Raw genomic sequence first — 17,338 nt, 5'->3', positions numbered from 1 at the left:
ATTTATTTAGTTACAGGTGCATTAGGAATAACCAACCGATTATTAAATAGACATTGAGAGGAGGTGAGAAAATGACGGTAAGAGAGCTTAAAAATGCGAAAATAACACACATTTCTTATGTAGATAAGGCTGCTAATAAAAAACAGTTCTTTTTAATGAAATCAGCAGATAACAACCCTACATTCCAAAAGCAAGTAACCATTCTAACGAAAACAGAAGATGAGCAGAAATTAGTTTATGGTGTTGTATATGAGCCGGGTGTTGCTGATGCCCATAATGATTATATGACTGCAGCAGAAATTGAGAAAGCTGCTCATGAATTTATGAAAGAATCTCAAAACATCGATACGCAGCATGATTTCACGGCAGGGGCAGGCGAAATAGTAGAAAGTTATATTGCTCCTGCTGATTTTGAAATCAATGGTACAACAATCCAAAAAGGATCGTGGGTTATTGCTACTAAAGCCACTGACGAAGTGTGGGAGAAAATTCAAAAAGGTGAAATTACAGGTTATAGTATGGCCGGAACTGCTGAAACAGAAGAAACGGAAGAAGTATCTAAAACAGAAGTTGGTGTTATTAAGTCTTTCATGAATCATATGAAGACTTTTTTTAATACAGAAAACACTGCTTCTATTGCTAAAGGTGAAGTAAGAGATAATTACGCTAGAAATCAGCAATTGCGTAATGTATGGGCTGCATGGGACAGTATGGAGAACGCTTATTGGGGTTCCAGATGGGACAACTATACCAATGAAGCAGTTGATTTTGATCGCTTACTGGAAGCTATTCAAGATTTCACAGAAATTATTCAAGAAATACGAGATGGCGGTGACGTGGCCATTGCAAAAGCACTAGAAGCAAGACCTGCAATTACTCTTACAGAAGAAATTGAGAAAGCTGGTAAAAAGATCAGTGCTGCTACGATGGCTGATATCGATACTGCTCAAGCAGCGTTGCAAAATATTATTGAACGCGTAAGCGATAAGGAGGAAGACGAATTGAAATTAGAGGATATTACAAAAGCTGTAACAGATGCTATTGCGCCACTTGATGAACGATTAAAAGAATTAGAAAAAGCAAAACAAGAAGAAACACCTGCACCAGAAGAGGGAGATAATGAAATCTTAAAATCAGTTACTGCAGCAGTTACAAAAGCTGTAGAGCCAATTAAAAAACGTCTTGGTGATCTTGAATCTGCACGAGGGATTTCTAAGCAAGAGGAAAAACACGAGGAAGAAATTCAAAAATCTCAATCTGTTTGGGACGGCGTACTTTAATCGGAACTTATAAGGAGGAATTTGCAATATGTTAAATAACAATACAATCATTGAAAAAGCTGCTATGACGCTATCGGATTTAGCGACAGGTGGAAAATTAAACACAGAACAATCGAACGCCTTTTTGAAAATGGTACAAGCTGCGCCAACTATCATTAAAGAGTCTCGTTTCGTTCCTATGGAATCAGATTCTCGTAAGGTTGAAAAGCTAGGATTTGGTTCGAGAATTCTAAGACCGGGTACTGAGGGGAAAGCGCTAGAAGATAAAGATCGTGCTGTACCTCAAACTAGTACTGTGAAATTAGAAGCGAAAGAAGTAATTGCAGAAGTTAATATTACTTATGACACGCTTGAAAACAACATTGAAAAAGGTAAATTGAAGGATACGCTTATGCAAATGATTGCAGAACGTGCTGCTCTTGATTGGGAAGAACTGATTGTAAATGGAGATACTTCTTCAGCTGATCCATATTTAGCATTAATAAACGGTATTCGTAAACAGGCTGTCTCTCACATCTACGATCATAAAGGAGCAGCGTTTGCTAAAGAAGTGTTTAAAGCAGGGTATAAAGCAGTGCCAGCAAAATATTTACGTAACAAAAAAGACTGGAGATTCTATACATCGCAAGGTATTGAGGTTGAATACTTAGATGCTATGTCAAACCGTCAAACAGCATTAGGTGATGCAGCAATTAATGGAGGATTACCTTCTGCTTATGGTGTTCCTGTACAGGGTATTGCTATGCTGCAACCGTATAATGAAGCTGAGAAAACGGTATCTGACATCATTTTAACTCATCCTAAAAATATTTTAACTGGTATGAGTCGTCAAATTAGCATTGAGGTAGATAAAGATATTCGTGAGCGTAAGTTCATTATTGTATTAACTGCTAAAATTGATGCTAAATTTGAAGAAGAAGATGCAGTTGCAAAAATCATCAACGTAAAAGAGTGAGGTGATTAATCTTGTATTTTGCTAAATTGGTAGGCGGTAAATCATATGCGGTTGATGGCCATAATTTTATTGATGGTGTAGAACAAGCCATCGGTAAAGATACCTATGATTATTTAAAAGGTAATAAAATGTTTGAAGTTAGGGAAGGTGAGCAAGAAAAAGCACCTTCCCTTTCTGATGGTGAAAAACATACAGAGTCCGCTCTGAAGAAGCTTCCTAAAGGTGAGCAAGAGGATATTATTCGTTCTTTAACTAAGGGTGACCTTATCCAAGAAACAAAGAATGAAAACGAGCGTATTGCTTTAATTCTTCAACTGCAGGAGCAGGAGGAATAATATGGCCATTATTACACCAGAGGAACTTATTGATTACACAATATTTGATGAAGTAAAGCAGCGAGATCCTAAGCTGCTCCGAATGGATATTGTAGAAGCTCAAAATGATATTTTCACATTAACTTTAGTGGATTTCCAGGATAAGAGTAAATATTCAACAATTCCTGAGGAAGTTGAAATTGCATGTTTTAAGTTAGCGCAATACCATGCTCTGGTAAATTCTGATGAATCGTCTGTAGAAGACGTGAAATCTCAAAGAATGGGGAATTATTCAGAACAATCCAATGGTTATGTGAAACCGGATGTATCATCATTATTAAGTACATGGATCAAAGACAAGAAGCGTAAGGGTACAGCAAAACTACGTTTGAGGAGTATATAGGGATGAGTAGCAGGGCTTTCAAGCGGTTACTCATTCACCGCTGCTCCTTTATAAAACGTGGTGTGGTAGTAGGGAAAGACGAATACAACCGCAATATATACGAAGATGTAACTATACACGATATTCCCTGTCGTTTTGATACGATCCGTAGGCGCGTTGTTAATAATGATAAAAATGTAGATGTGGTTGAGGAAAACGTACTTTTCGTTCTTCCTTGTAAGGATATTGCTGCTTCATTACAAGTAACCAATATACGAACAAAAGACGATATTCCTATTCTGTCAGGTACATTTAATGTTGAGAAATTGAATCCGCAGTATAGTCGAAAAAAGCTAAATCATTTCGAACTTGAATTAAAGAAGGTGAGCGCAGATGGCTAAGATATTTCTTGATAGGAACAAGGTGAATAGCATGTTGAAAGAAGCACGTGTTAATGCAGTTGAAGCAGCTATGTATCCATTTGCCGATGAAGCAAAGCGCCTTGTTCGGGATGAAGATCATGTTGATACATCGCGCTACATTAACTCTATCGGTTATAGAACTGATTTTCCTGAAACGAATAAAAGCGGAAAAGGTCGTATCCTTCCAAGCGATGATGATATTATTCACGACCTTACTGAAACGCAGGATAAAACAATATTAGAATCAGGCACAGCAGTTCCATATAGCATATACAACGAAGGACGATATAACATATTGGCCAGGGGATTAGATAATGCAGAAGCAGAAATGCATGCAGCAGGGATAGCCGAAGTAAATAAAGTATTTTCGAAATAGGTGATTTTTATGAGTGAGTATAAGAACCCAATTCCCTCTATTCTTCAGCTGCTTCAGTCGTATCGAGTGCCGTGCTATGGTAATAAGTTTCCTCGTGATGCTGAGTATCCGGCTGTTGTTGTTCGAACTGCTGGAGGTAATGGATATTCAAGATTGCAGCTGATTTCTAGATCTGAAAAGAATGATATTGAAGCTATGAAAGTAATTACAGATGCTATCAATATATTAGAGAAAAAAACAGCAGAAATGAAAAACTTACAAGTGTTATGGTGTCGTAGAGACTCGAATCCAGTGTCCTATTTTGACCAGGAATCAAATAAAGAGGAGTCTTGGTGTTATATGTCTCTAGAACACTTAGAAGCTTAAATGAGGTGATTATATGGTTAAAAAGCCTAAACGTATTATTGAATGTGAAGGAGCAGCTGAAAATAGCGGCTCCTTTTGTTATGTCTTTCGTGATGATCTCACGATTTATCCAGGGCAAAAATTAGAAGTTGGTAATGAAATTAATGAAGCAGAAGCAGAACAATTGCTTCAATCACAGGCGTTTACATTTAAGGAGGTAACGGAATAATGGCACCAGAGTTATTTAAAGTTAATGCGAATAATATTGTAGGCGGCGCAGGTCGTCTTATTACTGCACCATATGGAGTGAAATTACCTGAAAAAATTTCAGATGTAATGAGTTTAGAAACTTATGAATTAATTGCACCTTGGAAAGACTTAGGCGCAACTCAGGAAGGTATTACGGTATCACGTTCATACGAGGAAGAAGGAACCGAAGTGGATCAGGTTCAAGGAGAAGTTGAAACATCCATTACGAAATGGGAGCATACGCTTGCTACTTTATTAGCTGAAAATACAATTGAAAATCGCCAATTAACTTCAATTGGTAGCAAGATCATTGAAACGGCTCCTAAATATGGAACGGCTGTTAAAAGTGCTAATGCTCTTGCAGCAGGTGCTTCTCTGATTGCATTAGCAACTACTCCTGGTACAGATTTTAAAGCGGGCAGTTATTTGAAAGTAGGTAATGAAACACAAAAAATCGCTCAAATTACAGGTAATACACTTGTTCTTGACGGTACTTTAGGGGCAGCATATGAAACTAGTACAGATGTAATGCCTCTTAAGGAGTTAGGATCCAAACGTATTGGATACGGTACGGTTTCAACTGCTCCATTAATTTCTATAGTTTTAATTAGCAAAAAGAAAGATGGAACTCTTGCAATGTTGGTTATCCCTAAAACAAAAGTTTCAGGTGAATCAAAAGAGCAAAAATGGAGTAAAGAGAAGCGCACATTACCATTCGCTGTAAAGGCGTTTGCGCAGGATAACATGCCAATGGATTCAAACGTGTATTACGAAATTGAAGAATCTTTATAATAAATTGCAGCTTTAAACGATCGGAATTTTAAGGGTAGCTCAATACCCACCTAATTTATTTATTTTGAGGTGGGTAAGTTACTGCCCGTAAATAGCTGGAAAAAAATTTTAGAATATGCAGGAGGAACTAACACATGAATCACATTTTAAATGCAGTAGATATTGAAGATCATATTGGGGAAGTTATACTTTCGAACGGTAATAAGCTATTACTACCTAAAATTGGAATGAAGAAGATTATTTCTATTGTTAAATTTATCGGTGTAGATGGTTTGAAATTGTGGAATCATTCTAGGACTATCATGCTTCAACCGGATATGGATACATTCAGCAAATTGGCGCTAGTTATTGATTCTTTAGAAGATGGTCAATTGGTTAAAATCCAATCTATCCTGCTAGGCATAAGTGAAGAAGAAGCATTGAAATTGGATTTAAATGAAACGTTAGATGTATTTATCCAGTATGCGGAGAAAACGAACGTGGGAAAGACTTATTCTCAAATTCAGCATCTGACGAAAGTGATGTTCAAGAAAGAGTTACCGAATTTCGGGGATCTTCTGGACAGATGGTTTCCGAAGAAAGAGAGCAACATAGAGGGAATGGATCAACTAATCAAGGAAGCCCAATTGACTCCAACGGTACCAGTAACGAACCCAATAGTAGTATCAGCTGGACAGAATTCTGTGAACAACTGGTAAAAGAAATAGGATTCGTTTCTTCTTACTATGGATATACAGAGGAGTATGTATTAGATCATACTCCTGCTTGGGTTAAGCGGAAATATAAGCAAGCCGTAACAGAAAAGTATGAGAAGCATGTTGAGAGTGTTTATGGCCAATTTAAAAGCTTCATGTTACTTATGGATTCTATGCTGAATGAAGGTAAGGACTTTACGAATATCCTGCCTCCTACTCTCGATGCTGCAATAGCGCAGCAGAATAAGCAAGAGGACAGTGAAAATACTCATAACAATCAAGAACAATATGATAAAACGTCATGGTGGTTGGGACAAAAAGCTGATGAAGCTTAATGTTCCAGCCTTTTTATTTTGTCAGAAAGGAGGAAATATACTATGAGCAATGTGGGGAGAACCTCAATTGAAATCGAAGCAGATTCCAGTAAAGCACGGCGATCGTTTGACTCATTTTTCGAATATGTAGAAACTGCAACTGTAAAAATTGAAAAAAGTATAAAACAAGCTGATATTATGAGTAGTTTTACAGACAGTGTAGAAAAGTCTTTGAAAAAAGTGAGTAAATCGTTTGATACGTTAGAACGACGTATTAATAGTTTTAGCCCTGTACTGAATATTTCGGATGTAGAAATCGATACAAGTACGGTTGAACGTGGATTACGTAATTTAGAACGGCAAATACAAGATTTTAACCCGACGATTAGTATCGATTCGATTGAAATTAATACAACAAGCGTAGAGAAAAAACTACGACAATTAGAAAGATTAATTGTAGGGTTTAATCCAACAATCAAAATCAATTCAATTGAAATTAACACGACAAGTATTGAAGAGAAATTGAAACAACTAGAAAGAAAGATTGCAGGGTTTAATCCACAACTGAATACAAAAGTATTAGACATCGATACAAGCCGTGTAGAAGCGAAAATCCGAGCTCTAGAGTCACGAATACGGAATATCGATATTGGTGGCGGTATTGCTAGAGTTGTAAGAAGTGATTTAAGTGAAGCAGAATCTGCGTTTAATGATTTTTACGACTATTTAGATCGTGCTGAAAATCGTATGTCGCGGATTTCTAGTGGTAACTCAAATTCTTCTTCAACAGCTGCTAATGTTGGTGCTGGAGCAGCGAGTGCAGCCGCCGCTGCTGCTGCCGCTTCTGCAACTGCTGCTGCTGCCGCTGCTGGGGCAACTGCAACCGCCGCTGCCGCTGCCGGAGCTGCTGCCGCAAGAGCCGCTGCTGCTGCTCAAAAGTTACAAACAGCGTTAGCTAATATGCCGGAACATTTAAAAGGCTTCCATAGCGAATTCGATCAAATGAGCAGAGATTTAAAGGCGCTTTCAAAACAGGTTAGAACGCTAGATGAAATGGCAGAAGCTGCTGTAAGAAATAGAGTTAGCATAGAAAAAATGATGAGTGCTGGAGTAGGTGCTAAACAAGCCGCTAGATATATTCAAGATTTAAATTCATCATTACACGAAACGCAGCTGGCTGTATTAGGTCTTAATAAAGACGGAACCATGCGTATAAGTACGGAACAGGCAGAAGCTCAATTAGCTAAGTATCGACAAGAAATCGCGCAAACTAGGGATAAACTCCGTGAATTACGTGATGCAGGAGATCACTCATCTTATGATGCAGCAAACAAAGCGTTAGAACAACAATTGAAGCAGGTTAAAAAGGCGATGGAAGCAGCTGCTTTAGGTGGCAAAGAGTACAACGCTATGTTGCAACAATTAGGGATACATACGCAGGATGCAGCAAATCAAACTGTTATCATGGCCGAAACCCAGAGAAATGCATTTATGAATTCTATAAATAGAATGAATGCCATGAAAACAGCGAGCCAAAAAATGATGGATGCGCTTGGCAATACAAGCCAGATACAAAATTTAGATAGAGCATTCCTACAAGTGGGTAACAGTTTGGAACAAATGGCCAAACGAGGAACTGCCGCTCAAATTGCATTAAGACAACTAGGCAGCGGTGCCAGTATGAAGGACTTGCAAGATAGGATAACTTTAATCAATACAGGGATTATGCGCATGCAGTCACTTGCTATGGCTGCTGGTATTGCACTGGCTGGATTCACGGCAGTAATGGCCAACGCTGCAATTGGGCCGGATCCTGAACAAATTAGAAGTGAAGTAGCAGCTGTAACTGCTGTATATGCAGAAGAGTTAGACAAGCGTACAAACGAAATAAAAAATTTCGCCAATATATTTGAAGAAGTCCAAGTACAAGCAGTAAGCCCTGCTAAGTTAACGAAGAATTTAGAAACTCAAACAGAAGTGTTAAGAAACTGGATGGGTAATTTAAAAGAATTATCTGCTCGTGGTGTCGATGAAGGGTTGATTGAGGAACTACAACAAATGGGACCAAAGGCCGCTAATGAAGTAGATGCCCTAACACAAATGACAGACGAAGGATTAAATCATTATGTAGATGTCTGGCGTGAAAAATCTCGTTTAGCTAAAGAACAAGCCACCGATGAGTTATCTGGATTAAAAGAAGCTACAGATCAACAGGTGAAGGAGCTAGTTGATAGTCTGCGTCCTCTCGGAATCGCATGGGAGCAATTTAAAGGAACTTGGGCAGATGCACTATCTCCATTCGTGGAAATTTGGGGTGAAGTCGCTGCTGTTATTGTAAACGCAGCAATTAAAGTTGGCGAATTCATCGTCAAAATGAATGAAATGAATCCAAGTATAACAGCAGCCGTTGGAATGTTCACCTTCCTATTTACCGCTATGGTAGCATTTTTAGCACCGATGGCAATTGGTATAGGTAGAGCGGAAGGAATGGCTGCTGCATTCACATTACTGTGGACGACTATAAAACCTGTCGCGTTAGGTTTCCTACGGGTTGCGGGTATGGCTTCAGTAGTAGCAGGGGCCATCGTTGTAGTGGGTGGGTCCATAATGAAAATGTGGGAGCACTCGGAAAAATTCAGGAATTCCATTGTTAACGCATGGGAAAGTATACAATCCATATTCGGATCAATGATATCTTCAATAGCTGCGGATGCACAGCGTTTGTTTGACGCCTTCATGAAAGTTATTAATCTCTTGGTAGGTGGCGGCGGAAGCAGTACACAGAGTTTTTGGACGTCGATGGGGGATGGCATTGCTAAAGTTATAGATTTATTATCTGGAATGCTCATGCCAATCCTTTCTGCTGCAGGTAGTGTAATATCTAATACTTTCTCAGCAGTGGTTGATATTTTTGTAGCAATCTTTAAAGCAATAGAACCTGTAGTATCACAAGTACGTACCTTTATTGGTGTTGTATTTGAGGCCTTTTCTGCATTAAGTAGTGGTGGTAGTGCTGCTTCAGTATGGCAAACCATCGCAGATATATTTAATTTTCTAGTAAATATTATTAGAGATATTTTAGTAGGGGCAATTAACCTATTAGGCGCAGCATTTTCCAAACATTTCTCAAATGTTATTACAATACTAACTGCAGTTGTACAAGCGTTTGTTTTCGTAGTGGAAAAAGTTCGCGAGTTCGGTAGTGCGATAGCTTCAATTTTCAAAGGTGATATTGGAGCAGGAGTAAATATCTTAGAAAAGCTAGGATTCTCTCCTGAGAGTATACAAAAAATTATAGCAAGTGTTACACAAGTTAAATCTGTTATTCGTAGCTTTATAGATGGCGTAATACAAGGATTTACCCAAGCTTATACGTTTGTAAAAGCTTTATTTGATTTCTTCACTGGTAATCAAACAAGTGGTGTCGATCTACTGAAGCAGCTGGGTATGTCAGATGATACGATACAAAAAATAAGCGGAATCGTAGAGGGAATCAAATCCACCTTAAATAGTTTGTGGAGTTTCTTTAGTAGCAGTATCCTGCCGATTCTTCAAGATATTGGTTCTGCTATGTTAGAAGGTCTAACTGGAATTGTCACCGGAATTGTAGAAATCGTAAGCGGAATTATACAGGTGTTTTTTGGGTGGCTTTCAGGAGATGTAGAGAGCTGGAAGCAGGGTCTTAAATCTATATTTGATGGTGTAGTTACAGTTATCAGTTCTGTATTTTCGACAGCATTCGAGATATGGAAGGGAATTTTCCAAATTGGACTAGAAATACTAGCCTCGATTTGGGGTGCTTTGGTAGATTGGATTTCGCCATATATCCAGATGGTGATTGACTATGTGGTAGATCAGTGGAATTCACTTGTAGAATCGACAATGTCCATATTAGGAAGTATAGGTACTTTCTTTAGTGAATTATGGACACAATGCGTTGAGACTACGATGTCTGTACTAGGAAGCATAGGGACATTCTTCAGTGATCTGTGGACACAATGTGTTGAAATTACTATGTCGGTATTAGGTGGGATAGGTACATTCTTTAGCGATTTATGGAATCAATGCGTTGAAATTACCATGAGCACTTTAAATTCTGTCCTGAATTTCTTAGGTGAATGGGCTGCAAATATCCTAAATTTCTTTGCTCCGGCAATTGGTTTAGTGGTCGCGGCTGCTACCATGGCGTGGGAAGGATTGAAAACTGCGACTGAGTTTGTTTTTAATGCTATATACTCAACTATACAATCAATTTGGCAGTCTATCTATTCTGCGGTTACTAGTTTCTTAAGTTTAGTGGTTTCATATATAGCGGCAGGGTGGGAGTCGATTAGTTCTACAACTTCCAATATTTGGAATTCCATAGTTTCTACCATCTCAAATTTCCTAAGCCAAATATATAACTATGTTTCCCAAAAACTATCAGCTGCATATAACTTTATTTCTGAAAAGTGGAATGCAGCGCTATCGATAACGTCTAGTATTTGGAATTCCATAGTTTCTACCATTTCAAATTGGCTAAGCCAAATGTATAACTATGTTTCCCAAAAACTATCAGCTGCATATAACTTTATTTCCGAAAAGTGGAATGCAGCACTATCGATAACGTCTAGTATTTGGAATTCGATAGTTTCTACCATCTCAAATTGGCTGAATCAAATGTATAACTATGTTTCCCAAAAACTATCAGCTGCATATAACTTTATTTCCGAAAAGTGGAATGCAGCACTGTCGATAACGTCTAGTATTTGGAATTCGATAGTTTCTGCCATTTCAAATTTTTTAAGTCAAATGTATAACTATGTTTCCCAAAAACTATCAGCTGCATATAACTTTATTTCCGAAAAGTGGAATGCGGCACTGTCGATAACATCTAGTATTTGGAATTCGATAGTTTCTGCCATTTCAAATTTTCTAAGTCAAATATACAGCTATATCTCTAGCAAGATATCAGCCGCGTATAACTACATTGTCGAAAAGTGGAATGCTACAAGTTCCGCCACTTCCAATATTTGGAATTCTATAGTTTCTACCATTTCAAATGTTTGGAATTCCATATATAGTTATGTGTCCGAAAAAGTAAATGCTGTAAAATCGTATATTTCGGATAATTGGAGCAGTCTTTCTGGGATTGTCAGTGGAATTTTTAATTCCGTAAAAAAGGCGATTATTGATCCGATAGTTAGCGCGTATGACAAAGTAAAGGAAATTGTATCGAACATTAAAAAAGCATTTGATTTCAAAATTGAAATTCCGAAGCCTAAGATACCAATGCCAAGCTTTAGTTATAGCAAAGGGGATCTGCTAAATGGTGTGTTACCTAGTTTTGGTGTTACTTGGCATAAGAATGGTGGTTTCTTCAATTCAGCAAGCGTTATAGGAATTGGTGAAGCAGGTCCAGAGGCAGCGGTTCCTCTAGTTGGACGTCGTATGGATCCGTTTGCTGATGCAGTATTTAATAGACTAGCAGAGCGAATGGCGACAGTTACACAAAATACAACTGGTAATGGAAGTGGAGATATTAATCAATATATTACTATCCACAGTCCCACAACTTTATCAGAATCAGAAATTGCACGGAAAACAAAACAAGCTTCTCGTGATTTAGCGATGGAATGGAGGCGGTAACGTTGCAGAAGCTTACCTTTATTAATTTCAGAGGAGAATCGATTGAAATCGGCCATTACCGTCCCTTCTATTTAACCTCCTGGGTGGGAGCTGGAGAAGTAGCAGCGGAAATGATCCTAACGCAATCTTTTAAACAACATGGTAGAACCTTTGAGGATGCTTATTTGGAGCCGAGATCGATAACAATTAATGCAGAAATAAAAACTAATAATATAGAAGAATTATATGAGTATAGGCAGCGGGTTGCACGGGTATTTACTCCTCTTAAACCAGGGATATTACGATATGAGTATCCACTAGGAGTAAGAGAAATACCTGCTATATCAGAGCATGTACCAAACTTCCCTTCTGGTAAGGATAACAGAAGGGAAACTCATCAAAAGTGCATCATTGATTTGATATGTCCAGGTGCATTATGGTTAAGCGCAGAGGATCGAGTGGAAGAATTAGCAGTGTATGAAGGTGGGATGTCATTCCCACTCAGATTACCAAATGCATTTGCTTTTAAATCTCCTTCTCGTTCAAAAGTAGTTACCAACAATGGCGATGTGAGTACACCGCCACTCATAACATTTAACGGTCCTGCTACTGCTCCTATACGAATTGTAAATGAAACATTATCGCAGTTCATTGAGGTTAATCAGTCCTTAAAAGAAGGCGAAAAACTTGTTATTAGTACGGCATACAGGAATAAAAGAGTTACAAAAATAGATGCAAACGGGAATGAAAGGGATGCCAATGATTATGTGCATCCCTTTTCGAAGTATTTTCAATTGGAAGATGGTAATAACCGATTGTCTTATAGTACAGGAGCAGAGTATGAACGTGCTCCTGTAACTATAAAATTTAAGGAAAGATTCTTGGGGGTGTAGGTATGGCAGAAGAATCTAGTTTTTTTGATTCCCTAATAGGTAGTAACGGGAAACTTGATAGAGAATATAATGCTGAACAATACGCAACATACTTTAAGCAATTTTTAACAAGTGGTATTTATCATAAAAATAATAAGCCATCTTTATTAGTATTAGAACAACCGAATGAATTGAAAACTAAGGTGGAAGCAGGAGCAGCTTATGTGGAAGGTTATATGTATCGGAATACGGATAATATTATTTTAACTCATGCTGCTGCTCATTCTACAAATCCTCGCATCGATCGTATTGTAGTTAGATTAGATAGAGCTGAAAGTAGTCGATATATAAAAGTTATGGTTAAACAAGGAACACCAGCTACTACACCTGTTCCTCCTGCTCTTACCAGAAACAATATTGTTTATGAATTGAGTTTAGCGCAGGTATTAATTAATGCTGCTTCAACAAAAGTAAATAAAATTACCGATGAAAGGTTGGATGAGAGTGTCTGTGGTTTAGTATCGTCACTTATTACCATTCCAACTGATATGTTTAAAAAAGAGTTTGATACATTCATGGCCCAAGTACGTGATTGGTTTGCTGCTGCACAGCAAAATGCTTATGTTACGGGAGGAATGAATATTAGTATTGCTAGTACAACACCAAGTAATCCTAAGAAAAATGATTTATGGATTGATACAGGAAAGTAATAAGAAGGTGAAAGTATGAGTACAATCAATCTTATTGATATGGATTTTAATTTTTTAGGAAAAGTAGATGTAAATAGAAGTTTAATGGTAAATAACGATTGGCATAACTGCAGCACATTCCAAATTAAAGTCAGTAAATCTATTGCTAATGTCGAGAAATTAAAAAAAGATGTACTGATTTTTCTAGAAGAAGATCCTAAGAAAGCTGGTATTATCTCTCATATCGAACAAGACGAGGATAAGGGAGAAAAGTTTTTAATCATTAAAGGGGATACTTTGAAATGGTTTGTTAGCCGTAGAATTACTCTACCACCAGAAGGACTAGCAAACCATAGAATAAATGCTAATGCCGAGACGATTATGAAGGAATACGTGAATTTACAAGCGGTTAGTCCTGTGGATCCGAAACGAAAGATACCTGGATTAGTTATAGCGCCTGATAAAAAACGTGGTTCTAAAATGGTTTACCAGAGCAGGTTTAAAAATTTAGCAGAAGAGTTGTCTAAAATTAGTGCTGCATCGGGATTAAGTTGGGATATTCAATTAGATTATGATAATAAGCGTTTTGTATTTGATATTTTAGAAGGCCAAGATAGATCTATTTCACAAAAATTGATCCCTTACGTTATATTCAGTGTCGATTTTGACAATATAACTAATATTAAATATATCGATAGTGAAACCAATTATAAAAATGTAGGGTATGTCGCAGGTCAAGGAGAAGGGGTAGATCGGAGTCTTATTACTGTAGGAGAATCTGAATTGTCGGGATTTGATCGGCGAGAAGTATTCATTGATGCGCGCGATATTGAAGACGAAACGGATCTGCCACAACGAGGAAAACAAAAGCTAGATACAGATTTTTCTAAGATTGAAAGCTTTGAAGTTGATATTGATCCATATTCTAGTTTTGTGTATGGAAAGCACTGGTTTGAAGGAGATATTGTCACAGTTAAGGATGATGAAATAGGAAAATCACTTGATTTAAGAGCTGCAGAAGTACAGGAAGTTTGGGAGAAAAACACAAAATCTCTGAAGGTTACTTTCGGAAAATCAGCTCCTACTTTAACTGAAATTGTTAAACAAGAAACCAATACTCCTGCTGCTGAATCAGCAAAAGGTGAAACTGGTCCTCAAGGGGCTACAGGTGCTACTGGTCCTCAGGGAATTCAAGGCCCTAAAGGTGACAAGGGCGATACTGGAGCAGTTGGTCCTAAAGGTGAGGTTGGGATTCCTGGTACTCAGGGAATCCCAGGACCAAAAGGTGACAAGGGTGAAACTGGGGCAATTGGTCCTAAAGGTGAGATTGGGATCCCTGGTACTCAGGGAATCCCAGGACCAAAAGGTGATAAGGGTGAAACTGGAGCAGTTGGTCCTAAAGGTGAGATTGGGATCCCTGGCCCTCAGGGAATTCAAGGACCAAAAGGTGACAGGGGTGAAACTGGGGCAGTTGGTCCTCAAGGTCTGAAGGGTAATACGGGTCCTCAAGGTCCTGCTGGTGACGGCCAATCTTATGTAGTATTTCAACAACAATTTACAGCAGCTGATAAACAAACAGTGTTTACTTGGGATGATGGGTATATTTATCCCTTAGGAGTGAATGCTGTTTCTTTGTTTGTGGGTGGAACGAAGCAGCCGAATAATTCGTTTGTTGAAACTAATAATCATACAATCACATTAAAAAATCCTGTATCGGCAGGAGATTCCGTTTTAATAGAAGCCATGCAAGCGGTGGTTGACCTGCAAGGCCCTAAAGGTGATATTGGTCCACGTGGTGCCCAAGGTCCTAAAGGAGATCAGGGTGCAGTTGGTCCCCAAGGAATACAAGGTCCTAAAGGAGATCAGGGTTTAGTTGGTCCTCAAGGAACACAGGGTCCTAAAGGCGATACTGGAGCAGTTGGTTCTCAAGGAATACAAGGTCCTAAAGGCGATACTGGTAGTATTGGTCCCCAAGGTCCTGCGGGAAGTAGTCAATCTTATGTAGTATTCCAACGTAAGTTTATAGCAACAGAAGGACAGAAGATATTCTCCTGGAATGATGGATATGTATATCCGATGGGAGTAAACGCTCTTGCTTTATTTATCGGAGGAACGAAGCAACCTAATGATTCTTTTGCAGAAACAAATAATAAAACCATTACGCTAAAAAATGGACTTACTGCAGGAGATTCCGTTTTAATAGAAGCCATGCAAGCAGTTGTGGATTTACAAGGTCCTAAAGGAGACAAAGGCGATACTGGAGCGGTTGGCCCAAAAGGTAACACAGGTGACGCAGGAACCGCTCCTACTGTAGGAGCGAATGGTAACTGGTTCTTAGGTACTCAAGACACAGGAAAGCCTTCTCGTGGAATACAGGGTCCTAAAGGCGATACTGGTGCCCAAGGAATCCAAGGTCCTAAAGGTGATAAGGGCGACACGGGTGCACAAGGAATCCAAGGTCCTAAAGGTGATAAGGGCGACACGGGCGCTCAGGGGATACAAGGTCTTAAAGGCGATACTGGTAATACTGGTGCTCAAGGGATTCAAGGCCCTAAAGGCGACACAGGTAATACTGGTGCTCAAGGGATTCAAGGACCTAAAGGGAACACGGGTGATGCAGGATCCACTCCGACTGTAGGAGCGAACGGTAACTGGTTTTTAGGATCTCAGGATACTGGAAAGCCTTCTCGTGGAATACAGGGCCCTAAAGGCGACACAGGCAATACTGGTGCTCAAGGGATACAAGGTCCTAAAGGAGATACGGGTAATGCTGGTGCTCAAGGGATACAAGGTTCAAAAGGAGACAAAGGTGACGCAGGAACCGCTCCTACTGTAGGAGCAAACGGTAACTGGTTCTTAGGCTCACAAGATACAGGAAAGCCTTCTCGTGGAGTTCAAGGGCCAAAAGGCGACACTGGAGCGCAAGGACCTCAAGGAATACAAGGGCCAAAGGGAGATAAAGGTGATGTAGGACCACCTGGAGTTGCTTTTGTTGCTGCAAAGACTGCTCCTACAAATAAAAATCTATTGTGGATAGATACAAATTAGAAGGGGTGAAAACATGCCTAAACAAAAATATTGGGATGGAACACAATGGGTAGTTATCGGAACAGACGCAGATCAAGTTTCAATTAGCAGTACATTATTTGTTGCTAAAAACGTAGAAGATGCGCTTAAAGAGCTTTTTACAAGTGCCGATAATGGAAAAAAAGATATCGCTTCTGTTATCGGCTCTCCTGCTACCAGTAACGATTCTTTTGCACAATTAAAAACGCATATACAGAACAATAAAAATCAATTAGCTACTTCTTTAACGAGCAAAGGACAAGCAGCTGTTAATTCAGAGTCTTTACAAAGCCTAGTAGCAAAAGTAGGTGCTATTTCAACTGGAAAGAGAGTTGCTAGTGGTAAAGTTATGGCGAATCAAACCATTGTTACTCATGAACTTTTTAATGGTCACCTCATGGATACGCGTACAATAACGGTAAACGGTTTAGCCTTCCAACCGAGTGTGGTAATCGCAAAGAGAGAGCCTAACGAGTTGATAATAGGGCTTTTACCTAGTATTACTAGAATCGGAATATCGTATTTTGATTACGATAGTGGGGCAGCGGGATATAAAAGTAAAGCCGATACTATAAGACAAAGTGGATTTACGTTACCTACTTCTTGGCGCGTAAATAACGGGGAATACGAATGGGTTGCATATGAATAGGAGGAAATATGGTGCTTAAAATCGGGCGTAAGATTTATTACGAGATAGCAACAGGGAACATTATTTTGATTACAAGTGAAATGCAAAATAATGTTGTAGAAACAACCGTAGAACAAGATATTGATATGTATACGGAACTTTCACAAAGAAATAGAGAATCTTTTGGTATGCTGCAGCTGCAGTATGGTGAATATAGCGAAGAGTTTGCTAGATGTAACGGTTATCGTATTGATTTACAAACTAAAAAAATATTATTCTCTTATCCTAGTGAGGAAAATCCTACACCGGATCCTATATATCAACCATCCTTAACAGAAAAAATTGATGGTTT

At 38.7% G+C, this 17,338-nt stretch carries 16 protein-coding genes; all 16 read left to right on the top strand.

Translation table 11 applies throughout. The features are described from left to right. Nucleotides 1–71: 71 nt before the first annotated feature. Nucleotides 72–1,280 (top strand): XkdF-like putative serine protease domain-containing protein, encoded by a 1,209-nt coding sequence (locus FOT98_RS08845; RefSeq protein ID WP_144291008.1) that lies wholly within the window; start codon nucleotides 72–74, stop codon nucleotides 1,278–1,280. A 28-nt stretch (nucleotides 1,281–1,308) separates the two neighbouring features. Then, complete coding sequence (locus FOT98_RS08840) at nucleotides 1,309–2,235, top strand: phage major capsid protein (RefSeq protein WP_144291007.1); 927 nt, start codon at nucleotides 1,309–1,311, stop codon at nucleotides 2,233–2,235. An 11-nt stretch (nucleotides 2,236–2,246) separates the two neighbouring features. Further along, complete coding sequence (locus FOT98_RS08835) at nucleotides 2,247–2,570, top strand: YqbF domain-containing protein (RefSeq protein ID WP_144291006.1); 324 nt, start codon at nucleotides 2,247–2,249, stop codon at nucleotides 2,568–2,570. 1 nt (nucleotide 2,571) lies between these two features. After that, a complete protein-coding gene (yqbG, locus tag FOT98_RS08830; protein ID WP_144291005.1) occupies nucleotides 2,572–2,952 on the top strand; it encodes a protein YqbG in 381 nt (126 codons plus the stop codon). A 2-nt stretch (nucleotides 2,953–2,954) separates the two neighbouring features. Continuing rightward, nucleotides 2,955–3,332 (top strand): hypothetical protein, encoded by a 378-nt coding sequence (locus tag FOT98_RS08825; RefSeq protein WP_144291004.1) that lies wholly within the window; start codon nucleotides 2,955–2,957, stop codon nucleotides 3,330–3,332. After that, the gene (locus FOT98_RS08820) at nucleotides 3,325–3,729 is read left to right on the top strand and encodes a hypothetical protein (RefSeq protein ID WP_144291003.1); all 405 of its coding nucleotides are present in this window, start codon (nucleotides 3,325–3,327) and stop codon (nucleotides 3,727–3,729) included. The genes FOT98_RS08825 and FOT98_RS08820 overlap by 8 nt, the downstream gene beginning before the upstream one ends. A 9-nt stretch (nucleotides 3,730–3,738) precedes the next feature. After that, nucleotides 3,739–4,095 (top strand): hypothetical protein, encoded by a 357-nt coding sequence (locus FOT98_RS08815; protein ID WP_144291002.1) that lies wholly within the window; start codon nucleotides 3,739–3,741, stop codon nucleotides 4,093–4,095. A 13-nt stretch (nucleotides 4,096–4,108) separates the two neighbouring features. Further along, on the top strand, nucleotides 4,109–4,303 hold the full coding sequence (locus tag FOT98_RS08810; RefSeq protein WP_144291001.1) for a hypothetical protein: 195 nt from the start codon (nucleotides 4,109–4,111) through the stop codon (nucleotides 4,301–4,303). Beyond that, nucleotides 4,303–5,115, top strand: a complete 813-nt coding sequence (locus tag FOT98_RS08805; RefSeq protein ID WP_144291000.1) for a hypothetical protein — start codon at nucleotides 4,303–4,305, stop codon at nucleotides 5,113–5,115. The genes FOT98_RS08810 and FOT98_RS08805 overlap by 1 nt, the downstream gene beginning before the upstream one ends. A 134-nt stretch (nucleotides 5,116–5,249) precedes the next feature. After that, entirely contained in the window at nucleotides 5,250–5,813 is a 564-nt protein-coding gene (locus FOT98_RS08800; RefSeq protein WP_144290999.1) for a hypothetical protein, read from the top strand. A gap of 383 nt (nucleotides 5,814–6,196) precedes the next feature. Continuing rightward, entirely contained in the window at nucleotides 6,197–11,752 is a 5,556-nt protein-coding gene (locus FOT98_RS08795; protein ID WP_144290998.1) for a hypothetical protein, read from the top strand. A gap of 2 nt (nucleotides 11,753–11,754) precedes the next feature. Further along, a complete protein-coding gene (locus FOT98_RS08790; protein WP_186292098.1) occupies nucleotides 11,755–12,624 on the top strand; it encodes a phage tail family protein in 870 nt (289 codons plus the stop codon). A 2-nt stretch (nucleotides 12,625–12,626) separates the two neighbouring features. Continuing rightward, nucleotides 12,627–13,313, top strand: coding sequence for a hypothetical protein (locus tag FOT98_RS08785; protein ID WP_144290996.1), 687 nt, complete (start codon nucleotides 12,627–12,629; stop codon nucleotides 13,311–13,313). 15 nt (nucleotides 13,314–13,328) lie between these two features. Continuing rightward, nucleotides 13,329–16,340 carry a Gp37-like protein gene (locus FOT98_RS08780; RefSeq protein WP_144290995.1) on the top strand — a complete coding sequence of 1,004 codons (3,012 nt, stop codon included), beginning with the start codon at nucleotides 13,329–13,331 and terminating at the stop codon, nucleotides 16,338–16,340. 13 nt (nucleotides 16,341–16,353) lie between these two features. Beyond that, entirely contained in the window at nucleotides 16,354–17,007 is a 654-nt protein-coding gene (locus FOT98_RS08775) for a hypothetical protein (protein WP_144290994.1), read from the top strand. A gap of 8 nt (nucleotides 17,008–17,015) precedes the next feature. Beyond that, nucleotides 17,016–17,338 (top strand): hypothetical protein (locus tag FOT98_RS08770; protein ID WP_186292097.1); only part of this gene is annotated, 323 nt, incomplete at its 3' end.

The organism is Bacillus sp. HY001 (genome assembly GCF_007558965.1).
GTDB classification, from domain to species: Bacteria; Bacillota; Bacilli; order Bacillales; family Bacillaceae_G; genus Bacillus_A; species Bacillus_A mobilis.
This window is presented reverse-complemented; position numbering and strand designations above follow the sequence as displayed.